Below are 19,934 nucleotides of genomic sequence, written 5' to 3' on the forward strand. Positions count from 1 at the left end.
CAATATGACAATAAAAATAATTATTGCGGGCCTCGCTTTATCCTGCCTGCCGGGCATGGGTGGTTTTGCCCAACAAACCAAAGTATCGCTCAGTCTCCCTACTGCAGAGGGAAAGGCCTTGTACCTGACCAATGAGCAACGTAATTTCGCTGTTGAAATACCCTCAGACAGTAAAAGCAATTTCAAAGCCGCAGTAGATTTACCGGGCAGAGGATTCTATGCCATCGACCAGATCGGGGAAATTTATCTTGAGCCAGGAAATGCGCTGCAGGTTATAGCCACAGCCCGGCAATCCTACCAGTTTAAAGGCAAACAAAGCAAAGAGAATGAAGTCTTATCTAGGCTCAAAGCAGTCAGAGCGACATTGCTGCCGCAAAACTCGATAATCAAAAATGCCCCGTCTTTTAACTTGCTGCAGCAACCGGTCCAGAAATTTGCCATCACAATTCAAAGCTATAAAGACAGTGTGACCAAGCTGGTGTCTGCGTCGAAGAATATTTTTTTCCGTGAAATTGCCATGGGTGATGCGGATAGCTACTGTCGCGTCATGCTGATGAATTTTGACAGGTTCCATGAAGCAGATTCCACATCTTACATCGCTTCACTGGATTTCATCAATAACGCAAAATCAAAAACGGATCCAAATTTCAGATTCAAAATGTACCGCGCCTTGTTGCTGCCTTTTATGGATGGTTTTCTGAACGAGGAAGATCGCCAGGCTGTGTATAAATTATATAACGACGGATTCCGGGCAAATGACCATAATTTGTTGCAAAACTCGACCTGGTATGCCATCATTTCCAGCCAAATGGCTCTTGCAGAAATACCAATAGACGAAAATAATCTGAAGGAAAGTTATCTCAGGAGACTTGCTGCTATTCCTTCGAAATTCCCGGATTCCACGCTTGCGGATTACCTCACCGGGCTGCAGGGCATTGAGTACCTGGATGCGGCCCAGCAGGCCACGACAGATTTTGAATCTGCCTACGAGGTTTTGAAATCTGTATCCATGTCCGCACAGTCCAGAGCTATGATTGAAAGGGCTTTTCTACAAATGAAACGAAGACAATTATGAAAAAATCAAATCTTATCCTGGCATTTCTGCTATTCGCAAATATAGCGTTTGCCCAAAAGATAACACTATCAGGTACTATCCGCTCCAACGATACTACATTAACGCTCAGCCATCAGATCAACGGGCTAAGCATAAAGATCCCTGTCCGGAAAGACAAATCCTTCAGCACAACATTAACTATCCCTGGTAAAGGCATATATAACTTAAGTCCGATCGCGGATCTTTACCTTGTGCCGGGCAGCAACATCCGCATCACACCCGCCGATACTTCAGGGTATAAATTTTCGGGACCGGGATCCCTGGAAAATACCATCATATCCTCGCTTTCTGAGGAACGGAAAATTCTGCCCATCGGAGGGGATATTGGTATACGCTTTTCCGCATTGAACGATAAACCGTCTTATTTTCTGGATCTCCTGAGTACTTTTCAACAGAATGTCGCTGCAAAGGTTTCCAAATCTACCGATACATTTTTTGTGAAGATCATGAATGGACTGATCAGAAATTCCGCACAAAGTTTGCTTTCCACCTATCGCAAATATTACGGTTTCGATTCTTTGGTCATGCAGAAAATGACAAAACCCAGAAAGGTTGGATATTATAAAAGTGTTGCTGATCAAATGAAATTATTGCAGTACCAAGCCGCTACAATTAGGGCTAACTTTCTTACCCCAGCGGATATTGCCACGATAGACGCGGCATATGAGAAGGATTTCAGCTGGAACGATGAACAGCTGTTTAAGGACGCCAGTCCTTACCGGAACCAGCTGATCGATAAACTTTCAGAAATTCCCAAAAACAAGTACGGACAGAAGCTGGAGCCAGATGCAGAGGCAATCGAGGTGTTAAAGATCGTAGATGAAAAAATACAGCGTGATCTGATTAAAAACTTCGTGAAGGGAAATTTTGGCCTGATCTACTTAAAGTCAGGTAAAGACAAGCATCGTGTGGATTCCATCTACCAAATGCTTAGTAAATTGCAGCTATTACCTTTTGTCAAAGCGCAAATTGATGTCCAGTATAGTAATTACGCGAAGCTTAAGTTAGACCCTTCGGCACTGGATTTTTCTTATAAAACAATAGATGATCAGGTGGTCACCTTAAAAGGCTTGAGAGGGAAGTATGTATATATTGATCTTTGGGCGACCTGGTGCATGCCCTGTAAAGCCGAAATTCCTGCTTTGCAACAACTTGAAAAGGAATATCACGACAAGAACATTCACTTTGTGAGCATCTCCCTGGATAACCCGGGAGACAAACAAAAGTGGATAAATTATGTGAAGGAAAACCAGCTGACTGGTATACAAATCATGGCGGATAAAGATTTTAGTTCTGAATTTATCCAAGCTTTTCAAGTCGTTTCCATCCCAAGATTTATTTTGATTGCACCGGATGGCAAAATTATTTCAGCCAATGCTGACCGACCTTCCAATCCGGCACTAAAAATACAACTGAACAAATTATTGAATTAAGATAGCGAAGATGTATCTCATAAAATTACGAAATATGCTGCTCGTGGTCCTTCTGCTGGCTGTACAAGTTGCCTTCGGACAACAACTAATCCCCGTCGATCCAAAGGTTAAAACTGGAAAATTATCCAATGGCTTCACTTATTTTATCCGCCAGAATCAGCATCCAGAAAACAGGGTTGTGATGTACCTGGTAAATAAGGTAGGTTCAATCCTTGAAACTGATGAGCAACTGGGACTGGCTCATTTTATGGAACACATGAGTTTCAATGGAACCACCCATTTCCCCAAGAACGAACTGGTAGACTACCTTCAAAAGGCTGGTGTACGCTTCGGTGCCGACCTGAATGCTTATACCGGATTTGAGGAGACGGTTTATGAATTGCCCATTCCAACTGACCGTCCCGGATTGCTGGATAATGGCATCCGGATTATGCGTGATTGGGCCAATAGTGCTTTACTTGATCCCTTGGAGATCGATAAAGAAAGAGGTGTAATCCTGGAGGAAAAACGGCTTAAAAAAAGCGTAGCGGAACGACTGCGCGAACAATATTTCTCTGTGATCCTCAACGGCTCCCGCTATGCCTCTCGCTTACCGATAGGTACCGACGAGGTCCTGAAGCACTTCAAGCCTGCAACCCTTGAACGTTTTTACCAGGATTGGTACCGTCCCAATCTTCAGGCAATCATTGTAGTGGGAGATATAGATCCAGCGCATTTAGAAAGTGTCATTAAGAAAGAATTTTCCGGTCTTAAAAATCCGGTATCGGAAAAACCACGGCCAAGCTATTCCATTCCCCTGAATAACAAAAATCAATTCATTTCATTGACAGACAAGGAACAGACTTCTACACAAATTGAAGTTCTTATCAAGCAACAAGCTTTAAAAGTAAGCACGGTAGGGGATTATCGGCAGCTGATTATGCGATCACTGTGCAATCAAATGCTCAAAAGCAGATGTGATGAGATTATGCTCCGTGCAGATGCACCATTCCTACAGGCTAATATGGGAATTAATTCGTTTCTTGGCGGATTAGACGCCTTCAGTTTGAGCATTACCGCCCGTCCCGGAGCCCTAGAAAGTGGATTTAAGGCAGCATGGGTTGAAGTTACCAGACTGAAGCAATTTGGCTTTACAGCTCCCGAACTGGACAGGGCCAAAAAAAGTTTTCTCGTGAGTATGGAATCTGCATGGAAAGAACAGGATAAAACTGCTTCTGAGAAATATGCCAAAGAATACGTACAGTTATTCCTGAACAATGTCGCGGCACCTGGTATTGAAAAAGAATACGAACTCACCAAAAAGGCATTGCCTGAGATCACTCTGGAAGAAATGCATCAATTTGTCCTGCGTGCTATCAAAGACGTCAACCGAGACATTATGATTATGGCGCCTGAGCGCGAAAAAGCCGGACTGCCCAGCCAGGAACGCGTGGATTCCTGGATCAAAGCGATTGAACTTCAAAAACAGGTTGCTTATACAGAGGGAGTTACCATGAAGGATCTTTTAATTCAGCAACCAACTGCTGGAACCATCGTTAGCGAATCATTCAATAAAGAGATTGGATTTACGAAAATTACCATGAAAAATGGTCTGACCGTATTTTTGAAAAAAACAGCGTTTAAAAATGATGAGATTTTGTTTACTGCATTTGGCAAAGGCGGAACATCTGTTTATGATATTAAGGATTACCAGTCGGCAGCGAATGCCGCAAATCTCATTCCTGCTGCCGGTATCGGCAACCTCAACAGCTCCGAACTTCAAAAATACCTGTCAGGCAAAAAACTGCAGGTAGTCCCTTATATCAGCTACCTCACCCAGGGAATATCCGGTAGTTCAGGAAATCAAGATCTGGAAACAGCTCTGAAGCTGACTCATGCGTATTTTACCGAAGCCCGAAATGACAAAGCCATATTCGAGTCTATAATTGAGCGTAGTAAGGCTACAATTGTCAATCGGGGTAGTGACCCAAACAGTGTCTTTCAGGATAGTTCCCTTGCGCTCATTTATGCCAACCATCCCCGGATGGGAGGCCCAACACTGCATAAGCTCTTACAGATTGATAACGATAGGGCCTATACTATTTTTAAAGAACGTTTTTCCGATGCCGCTAATTTCACCTTTATATTCGTAGGTAGCATCGATACCGTTACGATAAGACCCTTGCTGGAAAAATACCTGGGTAGCCTGCCTGCTACCAATGCTCGTGAACAGTTCAAAGACCGGGGCATTGTTCCTGTGACCGGTCGGCTCAGCAAAAATATTTACAAGGGTAGGGAACAAAAGGCCACTGTGAACCTGTTGTTCTCAGGAGCCTATAGTTATGGGCTTGAGGAAAATGTGCAGATGGCCGCTTTGAAAGAGGTGCTTCAGATCAGGATAATGGAAAGGTTGCGTGAAGCAGAGAGCGGTGTATATTCCCCACAGGTAACGATCACCGGAACCAAATATCCCAAAGCTGTTTATCAATGTCAAATTACCTTTGGATGTGCTCCGGAAAATGTTGATAAACTGATCTCCTCTGCACTAGATGAGATTAAAAGGTTAAAAAACGACGGGCCGTCTCAAATCGATGTGGATAAGTGGAAAGCGGAATTCCGTCGCACTTTGGAAACACAGCGGCAGACCAATATTTACTGGCTGTCTAAAGTGAGTACCTACCTGCAGAACGACCTGAGCTTGACATCTTCAGATTTCAACAATGCAATCGTAGATAAGATTACCCCTCAAACTGTCCGGGAAGCTGCAAACCTTTATTTCAATGACAAGAACTACATCAGATTAACCTTACTTCCAGAGAAAGAAAATCATTAATCAGTAAGCGTAGGAAGCTTTCAAAAAAGGTCAATTTTTTTTATATTATCCAACATCAATTTTATGACATGGAAAGCAAATCAAATTTACTCCATTTAGTTTCCTTAGAATTACAAAATTAAATCACCTTGAATAATCTAAACTTTTCAAAACTGATTGTTGTTGGGGGTGTTTAAATGATATCTTTAAACATGTTTAGCATACGACCCATAACAGATATTAAGATTGACCTTTTGGTAAATCATGAGGTTTCTAGGAATTTTCCGAGATTGCTGGATTTTCCTTTTGTTGAGCTGTACCGGGAAATTGCTACGCACATTAAAACTGTAGAGATTTCTTCGGAGTGTATTTTGTTTGACAGTGTGCAGTCGTATAACGAAACGATGGGTTTTGCTGATCCGGATTATTGGTCAGCAGAGTCGTCATCTGAGGAAATTGCTGAGTTTTGGGTGTTCGGACAAAATGGGCAGGGGGATCTTTGGTTATTTGACAAAAAAGATCAAGTTTATTTTTTTGACCATAACCTGGAGCAAATGTGCCGAAACAATTTTTTAGATCTGGGTTTGAATTTTGGACGCTGGTTGCAGTTTGCCCAACTGAACAAGCAACTGGATATTATTTACGACATGGAAAATGAAATCAGTGAAGGGCTTAGGCAGGAGTACCGGAGCAGGTTGAATGCGCTCAGTGAGCTGTTATTGCTTAACTATCCTTTTGAGCTATAACCAGCGCTACTTATTAGCCATTTCTTTTGTTTGAAGCTTAGATTGGGATTTGGGCTGCTCCAATAATAGATGGGGTTAAAACCATCGTCCCTAAATATTGTTCCTTTATAAAGAGCATCCTATGTTAACGAAAATTGATAACCTGCCTGAATACGTTTTAGGCGTTCGCGCTACCGGCGAAGTAGATAAAAATGATCTGGATAATGTGTTGCTTCCAGGATTGAAAGATTTGACTGACCGATATGGTGAGATTTATTACCTGCTGGTGTTAGAGACTCCAGTGGAAAATTTTACTGCCGGAGCTTGGTGGAAGGATCTGGTGGCTGGGATTAAACACCTATCTAGTTGGAAGAAAATGGCCATTGTTACCGATCAGAAAGCTGTAGAAAAATTTACAGACCTTTTCAGTTACGTGAGTCCGGGTGATGCGAAGGGATTTGAATTGTCCGAACTCGGTGAAGCCATTAGCTGGGTAAGTCTTAAATCCGAATAATAAACAGATATGAAACATACCTATTTTTTATTGCTGCTGATTTGTTCCTTCAGTACTTATGCGCAAATGTACTGCAGCTACAATAAAACATCAAAAGATAAATATTGATGAGATCAGGGCAAAGATCTTATCAAATATTAAAAGCCTATGAAAGAATTACTATTTAAGGATTGGGAAAGTTTATGGCACGTAGCTGTTTGCGCGCTTTTGGCCTATTTAATTTTATTTTTATTTATCCGTATCTCCGGCAAAAGAACGCTCGCTAAGCTAACCGCCTTTGATTTTGTGGTGACTGTCACGCTAGGCTCCACTTTGTCCTCTATGGTATTGGGAAAAGTTACATTAGCCGAAGGTGCGGCAGCACTCGCCATCATCATCGGCCTCCAGTATATTTTGGCCTGGACGGCCAAAGAATCCAGTACCCTGGAAAAAATCATCAATTCCTCTCCAACAATGGTCTTTTATCGTGGTGAATTTTTAGAGGAGGCTATGAAAAAAGAAGTTCTGACCCGCGAGGAAATTTACTCAGAAATCCGTAAGTACCGAATGCTTGACGTCGATCAGGTGGAAGCAGTCATCATGGAGCTGAATGGTGAACTTACGGTAATCAAAAAATCGACAAGCTCCGGGCATACCTCTCTTGAGGACATTGACAAGGACGAATGAGCGAGATCCAAAATAAAAGTCTGACTGGAAATAAATAACGGCAAAAGCGCCGCAGGAAGCAATTGGGTTATACAAATAGTAATTTTCATAAAACGATTAAAAAGCAGAAAATAAGTTGGATCAGCAGAATAAAACCATTTTTAGATTCCTGGCTTTTATAGCAATAGTTTTCCTTCTTTTACCAGCGAATAATTTTCTATCAGGAAATAAAATCATACAGGTAATTGGCAATTGGATCTATCTCGTTCCTGTGATAATCATTGCAGTAATTATCGGCGTTGGAATAAAAAAGCTATTGGATAAGCACTTAATTATGGAGCTTGTTAAAAAACAATATCGAAGAGATATAGCCTTACAAAAAACAATCAAGGTAGATTATAAAGTAATAGTCAGCTTAATTATCCTGGCAGTAATCCAATTTTATCTATGCTTTTCAACAATGAATAAAGGTGATGGGGTACAGTTTTCGTATTTTGGGATATTATTTTTTTCAAGCACTTTACGTTTGGTCCCTGATGCAGCCAGTAATGAAAATTTGGGCAGATTGGGAGCCATTTTTCTAACTGTGGCCTTTTCTGTCTTTATAATTGGTCTTTATATTTTTAATCCTACAACAGAAATTTTATACATCATTGTAGCAAGCTACATAAACCTTGCCTATCATTTGCTTTTTGCCGATAAAAAGCAAATTGCAAGAAATACCACTAGAGGGGGCTGTATGATGTTGATCTTCATTTTACTCATTGTTGTAGCGAGCCTTATTTCAATCAATTCAAACCTGTTCGTCAATTTCTCAAAAGATTATAATACCTACTATTTCTTTAATGGAATTTATTTCTTAGCAGCTGGTTGGATTGAATATACTGCTCAAAAACAAGTCTGATTTTAAAACATTCTATGGTTGCTGATGTTCTCCCAATGCAACTAAAATCTATAGGTTATGGGAATACAAAATTCAAATTTAAAGGCTGGCTTTTCTGATCAGATTCCTGGTCCATCTGGTGCTGAGGTTGATCTGGATGGTGTACGCAAAAGTTCCAATTTGTATCCGCTTGATGAGGACTTAAATAGAGCGGGAAGTGAGGGGCATGAAGATGAGGATCTGGGTATTAATTCTGATGGAACGAATCCTGGTACCGAATATCTGCCGCCGCTGAATGAGCTTGGTGAAGCGTGATTTTGGTTTGATAGTGGGCTTATAGCACCTGGTCGTTGGGCTTGGGCTCGTTATTGAGCAGGTTTTCTTTTTGCTTTCTTAATTCTTCTAATCTTTCTACGAATTTACGCTATAACCGACAGAGATGATCAAATCGAGATTGTAATGACTAATTTCTCTTTTAATAGTTCTTGAAACTTCAGTTTGAACTTGTGCAAACTTTGCACAAGTTGAAGCTTCTTCTAATTCAATGCCAACTGATCTAATAATTCCGTATGTTCGTCTTATATAACGCTTTACTATGGAAGAAAAAGAACACCTTCAAAACAGCCCTCAGAAATTATCTGGTTTAATAACTGAACCGCTTATTGCTGCAATTGCTGCCAATAACAAAATGGCTAAAGCACAAACAGATTTCATGCTTGAAACTTGTTTCACTAAAGATGATGCGGGTCAGTATAAACCTGTTATGATTGAAATGACATTAACGCGCGGGGTAATTGCTGCGGGTACAACTGAAAATTCTGAACCAACCATTCAAAATATAGACACCAGGTTCAGTATACCGTTGCTAACGATTGTTCCTTTGAATAGCTTGGCCGTAAATGAAATAACTTTGAATTTTGACGTAGAAGTAAAAGGTGTAATGAATGAGGGGGGCAAGGGTGGAGAAGAACTTTATGGAATCGTGTCTGGCGAAAAGGCTGCAGGTAGGCCAATACTTTCATTTGCCATTCATACTGCGCAATTGCCATTACCTAGAGGTGTAAATGCGTTGATTGAGGCTTTTAGCCAAAGTATTTCGCCGATTAATCTTCCACAATAGTATCATGTCATGAAAGTAGAACAACGAATTCCCTGTCCAAATTGCTCAACCTTAATTCCATTTGATACCGCCCAACTGTTGTTGGGGGTGAATTTTGAATGTCCGAACTGCCATTCTAAAATTGGTTTAGCCACTGAGTCAAATACCATTGTCGAAAAAGCCGTACAAAAGCTTGAGAACATCAAAAAAACAAAGTAATAATAATGGGCAAAGTGATCAGTCTTCATGATTTTCTAATGGCTGCCAGGAACTCTGTTATAAAATCAATGCAGCAGATCGCAGATTTTAATGATGGGTTGCTTAAAGATTATTTTGATCAGGAAAGCGGTGCAGCGCGTACGATATCGATCAAGACGCCTGAACAACAGTCCGAGCAATCTTATGCGGCATCGCTTGATGTTCCCTTGCTTGCTATTGCTCCACTGTCAAGGTTGGGTCTGTCTTTTGTTGGCATCGCATTAGCGTTATGGGTAATGAAAATTGATGATGTAATCCATGTTTTTATACCATCTGAAACCGATCAGGATACAAATACTTCATTTACCAAAGTCAATTTCAGTGTTACCGTCAATCCATACCAAACCGAAGATGAATTTATAAAGGAGCTTGGATCAATTGAGGCTGGGGTGGGCAATCAGATTATAATATAGCTCTATTTTATTCTATATTAGGGTATTAATCAAATTATCGCCTTATGGATGGAAATACTCAGTTGTTAATCGCTTCTTCATTACTTTTTGTAATTAGTCTCATTTTTAGAATTTTTCCGCCAAAAAATATCAATTCATTTTATGGCTATAGAACAAATAATTCTATGAAAGATGAAGAGTCCTGGAAATATGGGAATAGAATTTCTTCAACAATTATGGTTTTAGGCTTCGGGACTTTAGTTATCCAAAAAGTACTATTTATTGTTATTTTTCCAAATATGGGATTGCTAAATGCAATATTATTTCTGGGCATTACTTTTATAACTCTTATTTTAACATTTTTAATTACTGAATCTTATTTAAGATCACGCAGTTGATAACAACAAATATGTTAAGTAAAGAAAGAATCTATGAATAAAATAATTTTGGGCTTGTTACTAGTAGCAACTGTCTCATTTTCGATTACTCACGCACAAGATATTGTTTTCCAGCACCGGATCTTCCAGATCCAGCAACTCTGAAAGTGGTAGTTTACCAGTAGCTAGCTTTATCAAATACGACTTTACCGTATTCTTGCTGATACCCAGGCTACGGGCACCGCTTTTAATTGAATGGCCTTGTTTGTGCAGGCGTAATAATTGTTTGATCTGACTCATTGGTTTCGCTTTTCCAGCCATCAGCGTTCTGTTAGGTAAAGAAATATTCATTAACAATAGCTAAAAATCGAAATTTTAATATTTTGGAAATTCCTCATTTAAACCATCTTTTTCAGGAGAGCGTGACTGGTTTACCTGATGAATATGGTACAATTGATCAGACATTCTCTCCGATTGTACTTAATGAATTAAAATTATGGATTGAAAAGAATGGACCAAGAGTTTCGCATCCATCTTCGAAAAACTATAAATAACAATTGGGTGGCTGTCTTATTTTATTTGGTCAATCTTTATTAGAGGTAATAACAGAACATCATAGAACTTTAGAATTGTTCCAATTCGGCACAGCAATTTTACATTTATCAATATTATCCAGAATCTATTTGATGGGCTAATTGATCAACAAAAAGCTGATAATGAACGCTTTAACTGAATGTAGTAGCCAACATCATCAATTAGCCATTTATCATTCACTTTTGTTAATGTGAACAGTAACTTAGTTGAACTATCAGGTATATAAAATTGAGCTATTGCTTTATTGCTTACAATTGCAATTTGCTTAAATAGCCCATGATCTATAAAATCTAAGATTTCCTCCGGTTCAAAAGTTTGAAGAATGAAATCGAGATCCATACCATCGATTTTTACAATAGCACTTTTCGGTATCGCAGGGTTCCTATCTAGACCTTCGCCTATCTTGTAAAAATAGCCTCTTAAGTTATTTAAATAAGCGTCAGATAAATAATTACTTCTTTTTAAAAATAACAGGTATTTTTCAACTCCTTTTTTATCTATCGTTTGACGTTTTAATTTCTGATTTATCGGAATCTCTTTTACAATTGCATAGTGTTTATTTAAACTATCAATTCCCGGATTTTTATGCCAGTGCAAAAAATTGACAATAGTTTGCTCAATAGATTTTTCGTCTGTTTGCGCTTTTAATTGGGTGCATAGGCAAAAGACGAGAATAAGTGATATAGATGCTAATCTCTTCATAAATCTAATATGTGATTGCCGTATTTACGATAGACAAATTAACTTTATTCTTTTTGTAAGTTCTATTGGGTAACTTCTCCACGATTTCCAGATCGTAAAATTTATCAAAGTCTTGTCCTTTTTCATACAATATTTTCTCTAGCTCCATCCATAATAAATACTTGTACTTCGGGCGCTTTGAAAACCTCATGGTTTTGGATTTTGAAAAGTTCAGCTTACACTTATCATGATTAGCAATTTATGCTAATCATGATCCTTAGTTTTTTTGTTTGAAGATGTAGCCTTCATGTTAACTACTTTTGATATTAAAGAGTCTAATTCGTCATAGTTCTCATGGTCAAGAGGGTAGCTGCCTGCTGTAAACCTTCTTGCTGTATCTACCAATAGCCAGCCTGTATCGTCTTTAGTTGAGTCGGTATTGTAACGTATAGCTCTAAATGCATCCATGAGCTTTGATTTTACATTGACTTTGTTTTTATTAACTTTAACTAAGTCAGTTACAAATAACTGCTGGCTAGTCATAACCTCAATTTCAGGGGGGCTGGAGAATTTAGCTGTCGACCCTTTAATTATATTGCTTGGAATAATAACCGTTTTTTTTTGAAAACCAAATGTTATGAATAGAAGCGCTCCAAAAAAAAGTAATTTGAATAATTTTAGATTGGGCAGGTTACCTGCGAAAAGTTTTACCAAGGATTCTTTTTTGTTTCTTTCCATAAATATACAGATTTGAAATATAGGCATTCTATTCACATTTTAGAAATGGTATCCGTCAATCTACATCTTTTTATTTTTTAATGCGCTTAGAGATAGAAAATTATGGACAAAAAGTGAAAATAAAATGTCGATGTTACATGGATATTGAGGCGTTTGGTTTAACACATCTTAAACTTCAATACCGTTTAAACTTTATGTAAATCATTGAAGAACAGTCGAACGCCTCTCCATGACATTATTTGGCAAACATCTTAACGGGTTATAATATGCTTATATTATGCTAATAACATTAGTAATATCGAAAATAAATAAGCTAAAAATATTAGTAATTAATTTGCATTTACGCTTAGAATTGAACTAGCTTTGTAAAACATAAATACAGGTATCATGAAAGAGTTAGAGCTAGCATAAATGAAATCATGAATAAGAAATACACAGGATCAAGTCCGAACTTAAGTTATACTGACCAGCAGCGCGGAGATTTCAAAAGGCTCATGCCAATTGTAAAAGAGGCTATGTTGCACCAGGTTTGGCTTTATAATAAGCAAAATGGAAACTGGTACACGCCTGAAGAATTTCAGGCAGAATTTGCGGAAAAGGAATACAACAATTATGAAATTAGAGAGATGCTTGAAAATATGGTCATCCGGGATCCCCGCGGTGGAAATACTGCATTTCAAAAAGCCATCCGTCAGAAGACCGAGCAATATCATCAGGAATTGAATGAACTGACCAATAAAGGTGAGGCATTTTTGAATAAAGTCATTGAATATTATCGGGAGAATCAGAAAAGGAGATGAAGAAAACGAGTAAAAAGCGTGACTTTGCTGTAATTTTAAAACGCGTACTGCCTTTGTACTGCCAGCAATTGGATACTTTAGAATCCATATCTCCAGCAAATTTTATAATCCGGCTTAAAAATGTCCAACCTTTTGCTGAAAGTATTCAACAATTGGACAGGCACATTGGGCATTTATATGGGGAATTCGGAGATCCGGATTTGTATTATCGCTTTCAGATCTACCAGGGTACTTTACTGGAGAGCGAACTTTGTTATGGCGAAAAACAACCGCTTTATCCTTATGCCCTGGGGTTCCAATCCTCATAATTTTGTATCGCTGCCCGTATAGAATTGAGTATAGGCAAATCCAGTTCGCAACCCTGGCTTTCGCAATGGGCATGATCTTGCTCATCTAATTGTATGGTTCCAAGGCTTTCGCCGTCTTTAAAGATCTGGTAGCGTGTATTTCCTAAATTTGTAATCTCGAAGAATTGACCCTGTGTTCCATCTGCGATTTCTATTCTAAACTGTTCCATACGTTAGCTGTTTTAGGTTTAACAAAAATGGATAGGATATGTTTATCAGGTTTCATTTTTAACAGGCCCTGGAAATCAGGGCCTGAGTTTTATTTTCCACCGAGGTGCTTTTTAACGGCCGCTCTGGAGTTTCCTACAGCTTCAATAGCTGCTTTAATTTCAGCGCTGGTTACACCGAATTGTTTTGCTGCGTAAGCGACTTCGCTACTGTCATTGGCATCGATTTTACTGTCGTCTCTGCCATCTTGTTTCGTTTTGTTGTCTGCCATGATATTTTTAATTTAGGTTAGGCTTACTAACAACCGCCATCAAAAAGTGTTTAAAAAAGGTTTGCGACAAATTGGTTGGGCCTAACCTGTACGCAAAATTCTATGCATCGTCACGCGAGCAGATCCTGCACAACAGATATCCGGCAGCCAGGCTTTATGGGGCGGAAGATGAAGTTGCCGATGCTTTGTTCAAGCATAACCAATCTGATTGGTCAGGTAACATTCTTGAATATAATGGCCTTGGCATGCTAATGGATTATAACTGTTCGTTTTAAATAATTACTATCTTTAGAAAACCAACCTGATCATTATGAAAAATCTGAAGGCCAAAGAAATGATATCTGCGGGAATAATGGGGATGAGCGGCTTTGCTGCTCCATTTTCTTTCATATGTTTAATTTACTATTTCACTGATCTTACTACTAAGCCTCTTTTCCCGGTGAAATATCTTGTGGCAACTTTTATGCTATCATTAGCAGTTTGGCTTTATTGCTTTTATTTGCAGCGGTCAATAAGAAAATATAGGAAACAAAATAGTTTGACAGCATCTAATCAGGCGTTTTAGAATTGAAGTGATTAATGAAAACATGAAAATAAATGAATTATTCGTGTAGATATTATCTGGATTTTTTGTAAAAGAGCGAATTCAATACAAAAATGGCAAGTCAACCTGGCCAAAATGTAGCGAAGTTTGCAATCTTAAAGTGACGTATTTAACTTAACAACAATTTCTACCTAAATTTAAACCCGAATGACTGAGCTAGATTATTTTGATTCGCTATTAGATGTTATAGAAAAAGATTTACCCTATCAAGCCGATGAGGAAGTAGACCGCATAGAAATGTCCAGTTCGATGATTAAAAACTTGATCAGAATGCGCCTGGTAGCAGATCCAAATACGATGCTTGATGAACAGTTTGCACTTAAAAAAAGATGTTGTGACCTTTTAGCAAGAACTTATAGTCTGGTTGCAATGAAATCTGAAAAAGATACTGCCTTTGGGAAAAAATTGATGCGTAATGTGATCTTGATGTCACTGACCAAACAACTGGAAGAACTGTTTTTCTTGTTAACAAAATTTGGTGAAATTCGTATGAGTGATTTGTAGGAAATAGCCCTAGCATCGCTATGGCGGTTTTAAATAAATCACTTTCCTATATGTCCTAATGAACCTGTAAAAGCGGAAGTAGCTAAGCTCATGGTTTATGAATCTGCTCCAGCTTTTGTGGTAAAACTTACCCGTGTAATGCGAAAACAAAAAAGAAGATTTATCCGTTAATATTAATTTATGAGCATAAAGGGACGATTATATTAAAAAACGAAATAGTACATCCTATGATAAATTTTAAGGATAAAGCAAGCTTGAAAAATGTTCATTTTGCATATGATCTGAAAGAAGGAAAATTTGATTTTATAGCAGACACAATATTGCAATCATTTGGCCTATCAGCTGAAAATTTTTCCTTAGATGCGATTTTGGAACGAATTTATCCCGAAGATCTAATTCACATTAAGGAAAGTTACATTCGTCTTTTAAACGGCGAATTTCTTGGTGTGGTTAGATTCAAATTGGGTACCACGGATGCACAGCGGTGGTATTCAGTAACTCCTTTTTTATCAGATATGCAGCCCGAGGGGAAAATCATTTTTGGTAGTTTTTATGAAATAACTGACGAGGTGGATAACCAGACTGCTGTGGCCAAATATGCCAATAAGAAAAACTCCGTATTGCAGATGCTTGCCCATGATTTAAGAGGGCCTTTAAACATCGCGCGTTCGTTAATCAGATCTATGGAAGATAGAATTACTGATGCGTCTATTGTGAATAAAACGCAACATATATCTGCAATTATTGAACAGTGTGTAGGCCTGATTACAGACCTCGTTTCAAGAGAATTTTTAGATACGCTCGAAACCTCTGTAGTTAAAAAAAATATTGATGTTGTATTAAAGCTGACAGAATATCTGGAGGAATGCCGTCTATCATCCCGGACAGCAGCAAGGAACTTTGTTTTACATGCTGCACAACGGCAACTTTTTGCAGATTTAGATGAAGCTAAATTTATGCAGATCATGAATAACCTGGTTTCCAATTCACTTAAATTTACCAAGGCGGGAGGGAACATATTTTTAATGTTGGAAGATCATGGCGATTTCTTTAGATTGATTTTTCAAGATGATGGTATTGGAATTCCTAAGCATTTATTGCCTAATGTATTTGATAAGTTTACCGTTGCCGGCAGGCCGGGTTTAGAGGGCGAACCAACTATTGGTCTCGGCTTATCGATAGTGAAAATAATTGTAGAGTGGCACGGTGGCAGAATCTGGTGTGAAAGCAAGGAGGACGTGGGCACTTCATTTTTTATAGAGTTTCCTAAAAAAATGTAATCACTTACATTTCTTCCTGTTTTTCATGTCTCCTTTGGTTATATACGGCCAGAAGGATAAAAATTTAGCAAGCACTGAAGTAATTAAACTGAAAAAGGAGATTTTTAAGATAATTAAAAAGAATTCAATGTTTACCAAACCCTACAAGGATATGATTTTTCGGGGTACTGTTTTTAACACCTGACAGAATGCTATAGGAATGAGATCAAAAAAGGCTATTTTTGATCTCATTCCTATAGGTATTTATATGATGTCCGATTTTACACCGCTTTTTGATTATGTAGAGAAACTTTCTGGTAAAGTACTTTCAGCTGACGAGAAACAAATCTTTATGAGGCACTTCAAGTCTAAGAAACTAAAAAAGCGACAATATTTTTTACAAGAAGGAGATGTATGTAAGTATACAGGGTTTGTTGTAAAAGGATCGGCCAGAACCTTTACAGTTGATGAAAAAGGGCACGAACATATTCTAAAATTAAGTGTCGAGAATTGGTGGCTGAACGACTTTGAAAGCTTTTACCAATTAACACCAAGTCGGTTTAATATCCAGGCACTGGAGGACATGGAAATTCTTCAGATAACGAATGCGCTTGTGGATGAGTTTATAAAGCCTATTCCAGCTTTTGCGGCAATGCAGAACGTGATTAGTCAAAATTATACTATTGCGGCACAGAAAAGGATGCAGTCTGCTATAAGCCAATCAGGCGAACAGCGTTTCCAGGAATTGATTAATGAATATCCACATTTTCTACAGCGGTTTCCACAAAATATGATCGCATCTTACCTGGGATTATCTCCCGAGACTTTAAGCAGGATAAGGAAGAACGCTTTGAAATAAATTGATTTTTATCATGTGTATTTAATGACTAAAGTCAAGATCCAGCCCCTTAAGAGGCCGCATCTTTGGGTATGTTAATTAAATCACAAAAATCATGAATAAGTTAAAAAATAAAGTCGCTGTAATTACAGGCGGTAATAGTGGTATTGGATTTGGTATTGCGGAAGCATTTAAAAATGAAGACGCAGTTGGAGCCATTGTTGGCCGAAACAAGGAAACCCTGGCTAATGCTGCGGTACATCTCGGTGATGATTTTATAGCCATCAATGCAGATGTAACCAACCTGGCCGATTTGGAGCGCGTATTTAAAGAAACCGCTGAGAAATTTGGTAAGATAGACGTAGTTGTAGCGAACGCGGGTGCCGGAACTACCGGAACCGTGGCAGATACTACCGAAGCTGATTTTGACAAAGCCATAGACCTAAACTTAAAGAGTGTTTACTTCACGCTGCAAAAAGCGCTGCCTTATATGAACGATGGAGGTTCCGTTATTCTGATCGGATCAAATGCGGCACATCGTGCCTACTCTTCATTTGGGCTTTATGGTGCTGCAAAAGCGGCTGTGATCTTTTTGGCAAAAGCGTTTTCAAATGACCTTATAGATAGAAAAATAAGAGTAAACGTAATTACACCGGGAACAACTGATACGCCAGCATTTGACAAATTCGTGCCTGCGGAACAAATTGAAGCTTTAAAAACACACTTTGCCAGTATAATGCCGATTGGCAGAATAGGACAACCATCTGATATCGGTAAAACAGCGGTATTCCTGGCTTCTGATGATTCTTCATTTATGTTGGGTGCCGAACTCCTTGTAGATGGTGGCATGACCTATTTATCTAAGTAAAAAATAATTCGAAATGGAAAGATTAATAAATAAAGTGGCTGTTGTTACAGGTGCTTCAAAAGGCATGAAGGTCACTTTGGGTCAACAAGATTCGAAAGCTTACCAGGATATCTTGAAGATGTGAAAATCACCTTTATACTCGTATTTGAGGCTTAATGTTGAAAGATCAGCGATTTGCTGGACAATAGCTAGCCCTAAGCCGTTGTGCGGACTGGAATGATCTGCCTTATAAAAACGGTTGAACAATTTAGTCTTGTCCAGCTCCCCGGATTTTGAGGTATTAGATATAGACATTCCAAGTTGATCAAGTACAAGATAAATCTTTCCCTTCTCTACATTATGCCTGCTGGCATTGCTGAAGAGATTACTCAAAAGAATATCAATAAGTTCAGGATTGGCGGTGAAGCTGGCCGGCTGTAGCGTCGTATGCACTGTAAAGGAATATCCCGCCCACAGTTCTGCGAATTGTTCAACTTTTTCCTCCAGCAACGCTTTCATATGGATAAGCTCAGTTTCCTGAAATTGCTTGTTCTCAATCTTGGCCAGCAACAATAAGGACTGGTTAAGTTTACTTAGCCTGCGAATCCCGGCATAAGCACTTTTCATAGCCAGACCCTGATCTTTAGAAAGTCCCTCCTCCTGTATGATCAGATCCAGTTTGGAACGGATGATAGCCAGTGGGGTCTGCATTTCATGCGCTGCATTTTCTGTGAATTCTTTTAGTGTTTTGTAGTCTGCTCTGGCGCTGTTGGTCACCTCCAGCAGGCTGCGGTTCATTAAAGTAAATTCCTCAATAGCTGTATCGGGTAGTAAAGGCGTGGTTTCTCCTGCTACCTTGAATCCGCTCAATTCATTCATTGTGGTGTAGAACGGCTGCCATAACCGTTTTAGGATAAAACGGTTGAGTAATATGGATACTAAAATAATCAGTAAGATCATCGCCAGTGTGCTGTATGCAATCACATTGGTTAGCAGTGTGGTACCTTCTACAGGTTTGGCAACCTTGATTTCGTAAATTTTGTCCTTTAAGGTTTGATAAAATACCAGTTGCCGGTAAGTTCCCACTTTTTTTTCTTCCGGGTCATATCTTTCAATCGAACTAATGCCTTTACTGCGCTTTTTTTTGACCGGCTGATACGCAACTTCCACCTCTTCAAAATTCTTAAAAACCGGTAATGAATCTTTCTGGCTTACGTATTTTTCGACTCTTTTTTCATACTCTCCTAAAGCTTCGTCCAGTTCATGAATGAGTACGCTACTGATCAGTATATAATATATGGTTCCTGAAATCAGGAACACAATTGCCATTGCAGCGAGGTTAATCCGATTGTATTTGGTGAATAATTTCATCGCTGGGCAAATTTATAGCCCATGCCGTATACCGCTTTAATATAATCTGGCGCTCCGGATTGGATGAGCTTTTTACGCAGATTTTTAACATGAGAGTAAATAAAATCAAAGCTGTCGACCATGTCGATGTCGTCACCCCAGAGGTGTTCTACGATGGCTTCTTTAGTGACGACCTTGTTTTTATTACTTAACAGATACAGTAAGAGTTCGTATTCTTTTCTGGTGAGGGTAATCAATTGATCATTGAATTTAAGTGTCTTGTCATTCAGATCCAAAACGAGCTCATCGATAATGATCTGATTCCTTCCGTCGAAAGATTTCCTGCGAATTATGGCGGCTACCCGGGCACCAAGTTCGGGTAAGTGAAAGGGTTTGGTTACGTAGTCGTCTGCTCCCAGATTGAGACCTCTAATTTTATCCTCAAATGAATTTCTTGCACTTATGATCAAGACGCCATCAGTCTTTTCTATTCGTTTTAGTTCTTTAAGAATATCGAGCCCATTGCCATTGGGTAGGGTGATATCCAGAAGAATGCAGGCATATTCATTGATATGGATCTTTTCCATTGCAGTATGGTAATCGTAAGCCGTTTCGCAAATGAATTTTTCAGAAGCCAGATATTTCTTTATGCTCTCTGAAAGTTCTTTTTCATCTTCTATAATGAGTAGTTTCATAGCTGAA

Annotated in this window: 28 protein-coding genes; 19 read left to right on the forward strand and 9 right to left on the reverse strand. The window is 38.9% G+C overall.

Going from position 1 to position 19,934, the window contains the following annotated elements; translation table 11 throughout:
* The first annotated feature begins 4 nt into the window (after nt 1-4).
* From IM797_RS21660 to IM797_RS21695, 8 genes are all read left to right on the forward strand, one after another.
* Nucleotides 5-1,075, forward strand: a complete 1,071-nt coding sequence (locus IM797_RS21660; RefSeq protein WP_194129287.1) for a hypothetical protein — start codon at nt 5-7, stop codon at nt 1,073-1,075.
* A complete protein-coding gene (locus tag IM797_RS21665) occupies nt 1,072-2,547 on the forward strand; it encodes a TlpA disulfide reductase family protein (protein WP_194129288.1) in 1,476 nt (491 codons plus the stop codon). Before IM797_RS21660 ends, IM797_RS21665 begins: the two co-directional genes overlap by 4 nt.
* A 10-nt stretch (nt 2,548-2,557) precedes the next feature.
* The gene (locus IM797_RS21670; protein ID WP_228099028.1) at nt 2,558-5,359 is read left to right on the forward strand and encodes a pitrilysin family protein; all 2,802 of its coding nucleotides are present in this window, start codon (nt 2,558-2,560) and stop codon (nt 5,357-5,359) included.
* Between the two features lie 191 nt (nt 5,360-5,550).
* Nucleotides 5,551-6,084 (forward strand): hypothetical protein, encoded by a 534-nt coding sequence (locus IM797_RS21675; protein ID WP_194129289.1) that lies wholly within the window; start codon nt 5,551-5,553, stop codon nt 6,082-6,084.
* Nucleotides 6,085-6,205: 121 nt separating this feature from the next.
* On the forward strand, nt 6,206-6,577 hold the full coding sequence (locus IM797_RS21680) for an STAS/SEC14 domain-containing protein (protein ID WP_194129290.1): 372 nt from the start codon (nt 6,206-6,208) through the stop codon (nt 6,575-6,577).
* Nucleotides 6,578-6,724: 147 nt separating this feature from the next.
* Nucleotides 6,725-7,243, forward strand: coding sequence for a DUF421 domain-containing protein (locus IM797_RS21685; protein WP_194129291.1), 519 nt, complete (start codon nt 6,725-6,727; stop codon nt 7,241-7,243).
* A 115-nt stretch (nt 7,244-7,358) separates the two neighbouring features.
* Complete coding sequence (locus tag IM797_RS21690) at nt 7,359-8,126, forward strand: hypothetical protein (RefSeq protein ID WP_194129292.1); 768 nt, start codon at nt 7,359-7,361, stop codon at nt 8,124-8,126.
* Between the two features lie 57 nt (nt 8,127-8,183).
* Nucleotides 8,184-8,420: a hypothetical protein gene (locus tag IM797_RS21695; RefSeq protein WP_194129293.1), complete on the forward strand. Its 237-nt coding sequence runs from the start codon at nt 8,184-8,186 to the stop codon at nt 8,418-8,420.
* A 96-nt stretch (nt 8,421-8,516) separates the two neighbouring features.
* On the opposite strand, the gene rhuM is transcribed toward IM797_RS21695, so the two are convergent.
* The gene (gene rhuM / locus IM797_RS28790) at nt 8,517-8,702 is read right to left on the reverse strand and encodes a RhuM family protein (RefSeq protein ID WP_194129341.1); all 186 of its coding nucleotides are present in this window, start codon (nt 8,700-8,702) and stop codon (nt 8,517-8,519) included.
* Between rhuM and IM797_RS21705 the strand changes: the two genes are divergently transcribed.
* The 4 genes from IM797_RS21705 to IM797_RS21720 all read left to right on the forward strand — a co-directional run bounded on the left by IM797_RS21705 (nt 8,701) and on the right by IM797_RS21720 (nt 10,252).
* Entirely contained in the window at nt 8,701-9,225 is a 525-nt protein-coding gene (locus tag IM797_RS21705) for a DUF2589 domain-containing protein (protein WP_194129294.1), read from the forward strand. The genes rhuM and IM797_RS21705 overlap by 2 nt on opposite strands.
* A 9-nt stretch (nt 9,226-9,234) precedes the next feature.
* Nucleotides 9,235-9,423 (forward strand): hypothetical protein, encoded by a 189-nt coding sequence (locus tag IM797_RS21710; protein ID WP_194129295.1) that lies wholly within the window; start codon nt 9,235-9,237, stop codon nt 9,421-9,423.
* Nucleotides 9,424-9,491: 68 nt separating this feature from the next.
* On the forward strand, nt 9,492-9,875 hold the full coding sequence (locus tag IM797_RS21715) for a hypothetical protein (RefSeq protein ID WP_194129296.1): 384 nt from the start codon (nt 9,492-9,494) through the stop codon (nt 9,873-9,875).
* A 44-nt stretch (nt 9,876-9,919) separates the two neighbouring features.
* Nucleotides 9,920-10,252, forward strand: coding sequence for an SdpI family protein (locus IM797_RS21720; protein ID WP_194129297.1), 333 nt, complete (start codon nt 9,920-9,922; stop codon nt 10,250-10,252).
* 75 nt (nt 10,253-10,327) lie between these two features.
* On the opposite strand, the gene IM797_RS28460 is transcribed toward IM797_RS21720, so the two are convergent.
* The 4 genes from IM797_RS28460 to IM797_RS21740 all read right to left on the reverse strand — a co-directional run bounded on the left by IM797_RS28460 (nt 10,328) and on the right by IM797_RS21740 (nt 12,244).
* Nucleotides 10,328-10,582, reverse strand: coding sequence for a helix-turn-helix domain-containing protein (locus tag IM797_RS28460; RefSeq protein WP_228099029.1), 255 nt, complete (start codon nt 10,580-10,582; stop codon nt 10,328-10,330).
* A 348-nt stretch (nt 10,583-10,930) separates the two neighbouring features.
* Nucleotides 10,931-11,527 carry a hypothetical protein gene (locus IM797_RS21730; RefSeq protein ID WP_194129298.1) on the reverse strand — a complete coding sequence of 199 codons (597 nt, stop codon included), beginning with the start codon at nt 11,525-11,527 and terminating at the stop codon, nt 10,931-10,933.
* 4 nt (nt 11,528-11,531) lie between these two features.
* Entirely contained in the window at nt 11,532-11,717 is a 186-nt protein-coding gene (locus IM797_RS21735; RefSeq protein WP_194129299.1) for a hypothetical protein, read from the reverse strand.
* A gap of 53 nt (nt 11,718-11,770) precedes the next feature.
* Nucleotides 11,771-12,244: a hypothetical protein gene (locus IM797_RS21740; RefSeq protein WP_194129300.1), complete on the reverse strand. Its 474-nt coding sequence runs from the start codon at nt 12,242-12,244 to the stop codon at nt 11,771-11,773.
* Between the two features lie 419 nt (nt 12,245-12,663).
* Between IM797_RS21740 and IM797_RS21745 the strand changes: the two genes are divergently transcribed.
* On the forward strand, nt 12,664-13,044 hold the full coding sequence (locus tag IM797_RS21745) for a hypothetical protein (protein WP_194129301.1): 381 nt from the start codon (nt 12,664-12,666) through the stop codon (nt 13,042-13,044).
* A complete protein-coding gene (locus IM797_RS21750) occupies nt 13,041-13,352 on the forward strand; it encodes a hypothetical protein (RefSeq protein ID WP_194129302.1) in 312 nt (103 codons plus the stop codon). The genes IM797_RS21745 and IM797_RS21750 overlap by 4 nt, the downstream gene beginning before the upstream one ends.
* On the opposite strand, the gene IM797_RS21755 is transcribed toward IM797_RS21750, so the two are convergent.
* A complete protein-coding gene (locus IM797_RS21755) occupies nt 13,325-13,561 on the reverse strand; it encodes a hypothetical protein (RefSeq protein ID WP_194129303.1) in 237 nt (78 codons plus the stop codon). The genes IM797_RS21750 and IM797_RS21755 overlap by 28 nt on opposite strands.
* 89 nt (nt 13,562-13,650) lie before the next feature.
* On the reverse strand, nt 13,651-13,830 hold the full coding sequence (locus IM797_RS21760) for a DUF3606 domain-containing protein (RefSeq protein WP_194129304.1): 180 nt from the start codon (nt 13,828-13,830) through the stop codon (nt 13,651-13,653).
* Between the two features lie 310 nt (nt 13,831-14,140).
* Between IM797_RS21760 and IM797_RS21765 the strand changes: the two genes are divergently transcribed.
* From IM797_RS21765 to IM797_RS21785, 5 genes are all read left to right on the forward strand, one after another.
* Nucleotides 14,141-14,395, forward strand: a complete 255-nt coding sequence (locus tag IM797_RS21765; protein ID WP_194129305.1) for a hypothetical protein — start codon at nt 14,141-14,143, stop codon at nt 14,393-14,395.
* Between the two features lie 186 nt (nt 14,396-14,581).
* The gene (locus IM797_RS21770; RefSeq protein WP_194129306.1) at nt 14,582-14,938 is read left to right on the forward strand and encodes a hypothetical protein; all 357 of its coding nucleotides are present in this window, start codon (nt 14,582-14,584) and stop codon (nt 14,936-14,938) included.
* Between the two features lie 227 nt (nt 14,939-15,165).
* Entirely contained in the window at nt 15,166-16,218 is a 1,053-nt protein-coding gene (locus IM797_RS21775) for a sensor histidine kinase KdpD (RefSeq protein ID WP_194129307.1), read from the forward strand.
* A gap of 199 nt (nt 16,219-16,417) precedes the next feature.
* The gene (locus tag IM797_RS21780) at nt 16,418-17,056 is read left to right on the forward strand and encodes a Crp/Fnr family transcriptional regulator (RefSeq protein WP_228099030.1); all 639 of its coding nucleotides are present in this window, start codon (nt 16,418-16,420) and stop codon (nt 17,054-17,056) included.
* 94 nt (nt 17,057-17,150) lie between these two features.
* On the forward strand, nt 17,151-17,903 hold the full coding sequence (locus IM797_RS21785) for an SDR family NAD(P)-dependent oxidoreductase (RefSeq protein ID WP_194129308.1): 753 nt from the start codon (nt 17,151-17,153) through the stop codon (nt 17,901-17,903).
* Nucleotides 17,904-18,002: 99 nt separating this feature from the next.
* On the opposite strand, the gene IM797_RS21790 is transcribed toward IM797_RS21785, so the two are convergent.
* Nucleotides 18,003-19,253, reverse strand: coding sequence for a HAMP domain-containing sensor histidine kinase (locus IM797_RS21790; protein WP_194129309.1), 1,251 nt, complete (start codon nt 19,251-19,253; stop codon nt 18,003-18,005).
* Complete coding sequence (locus IM797_RS21795; RefSeq protein ID WP_194129310.1) at nt 19,250-19,927, reverse strand: response regulator transcription factor; 678 nt, start codon at nt 19,925-19,927, stop codon at nt 19,250-19,252. The genes IM797_RS21790 and IM797_RS21795 overlap by 4 nt, the downstream gene beginning before the upstream one ends.
* Nucleotides 19,928-19,934 lie beyond the last annotated feature (7 nt).

Source organism: Pedobacter sp. MC2016-24 (assembly GCF_015223055.1).
Lineage (GTDB): Bacteria > Bacteroidota > Bacteroidia > Sphingobacteriales > Sphingobacteriaceae > Pedobacter.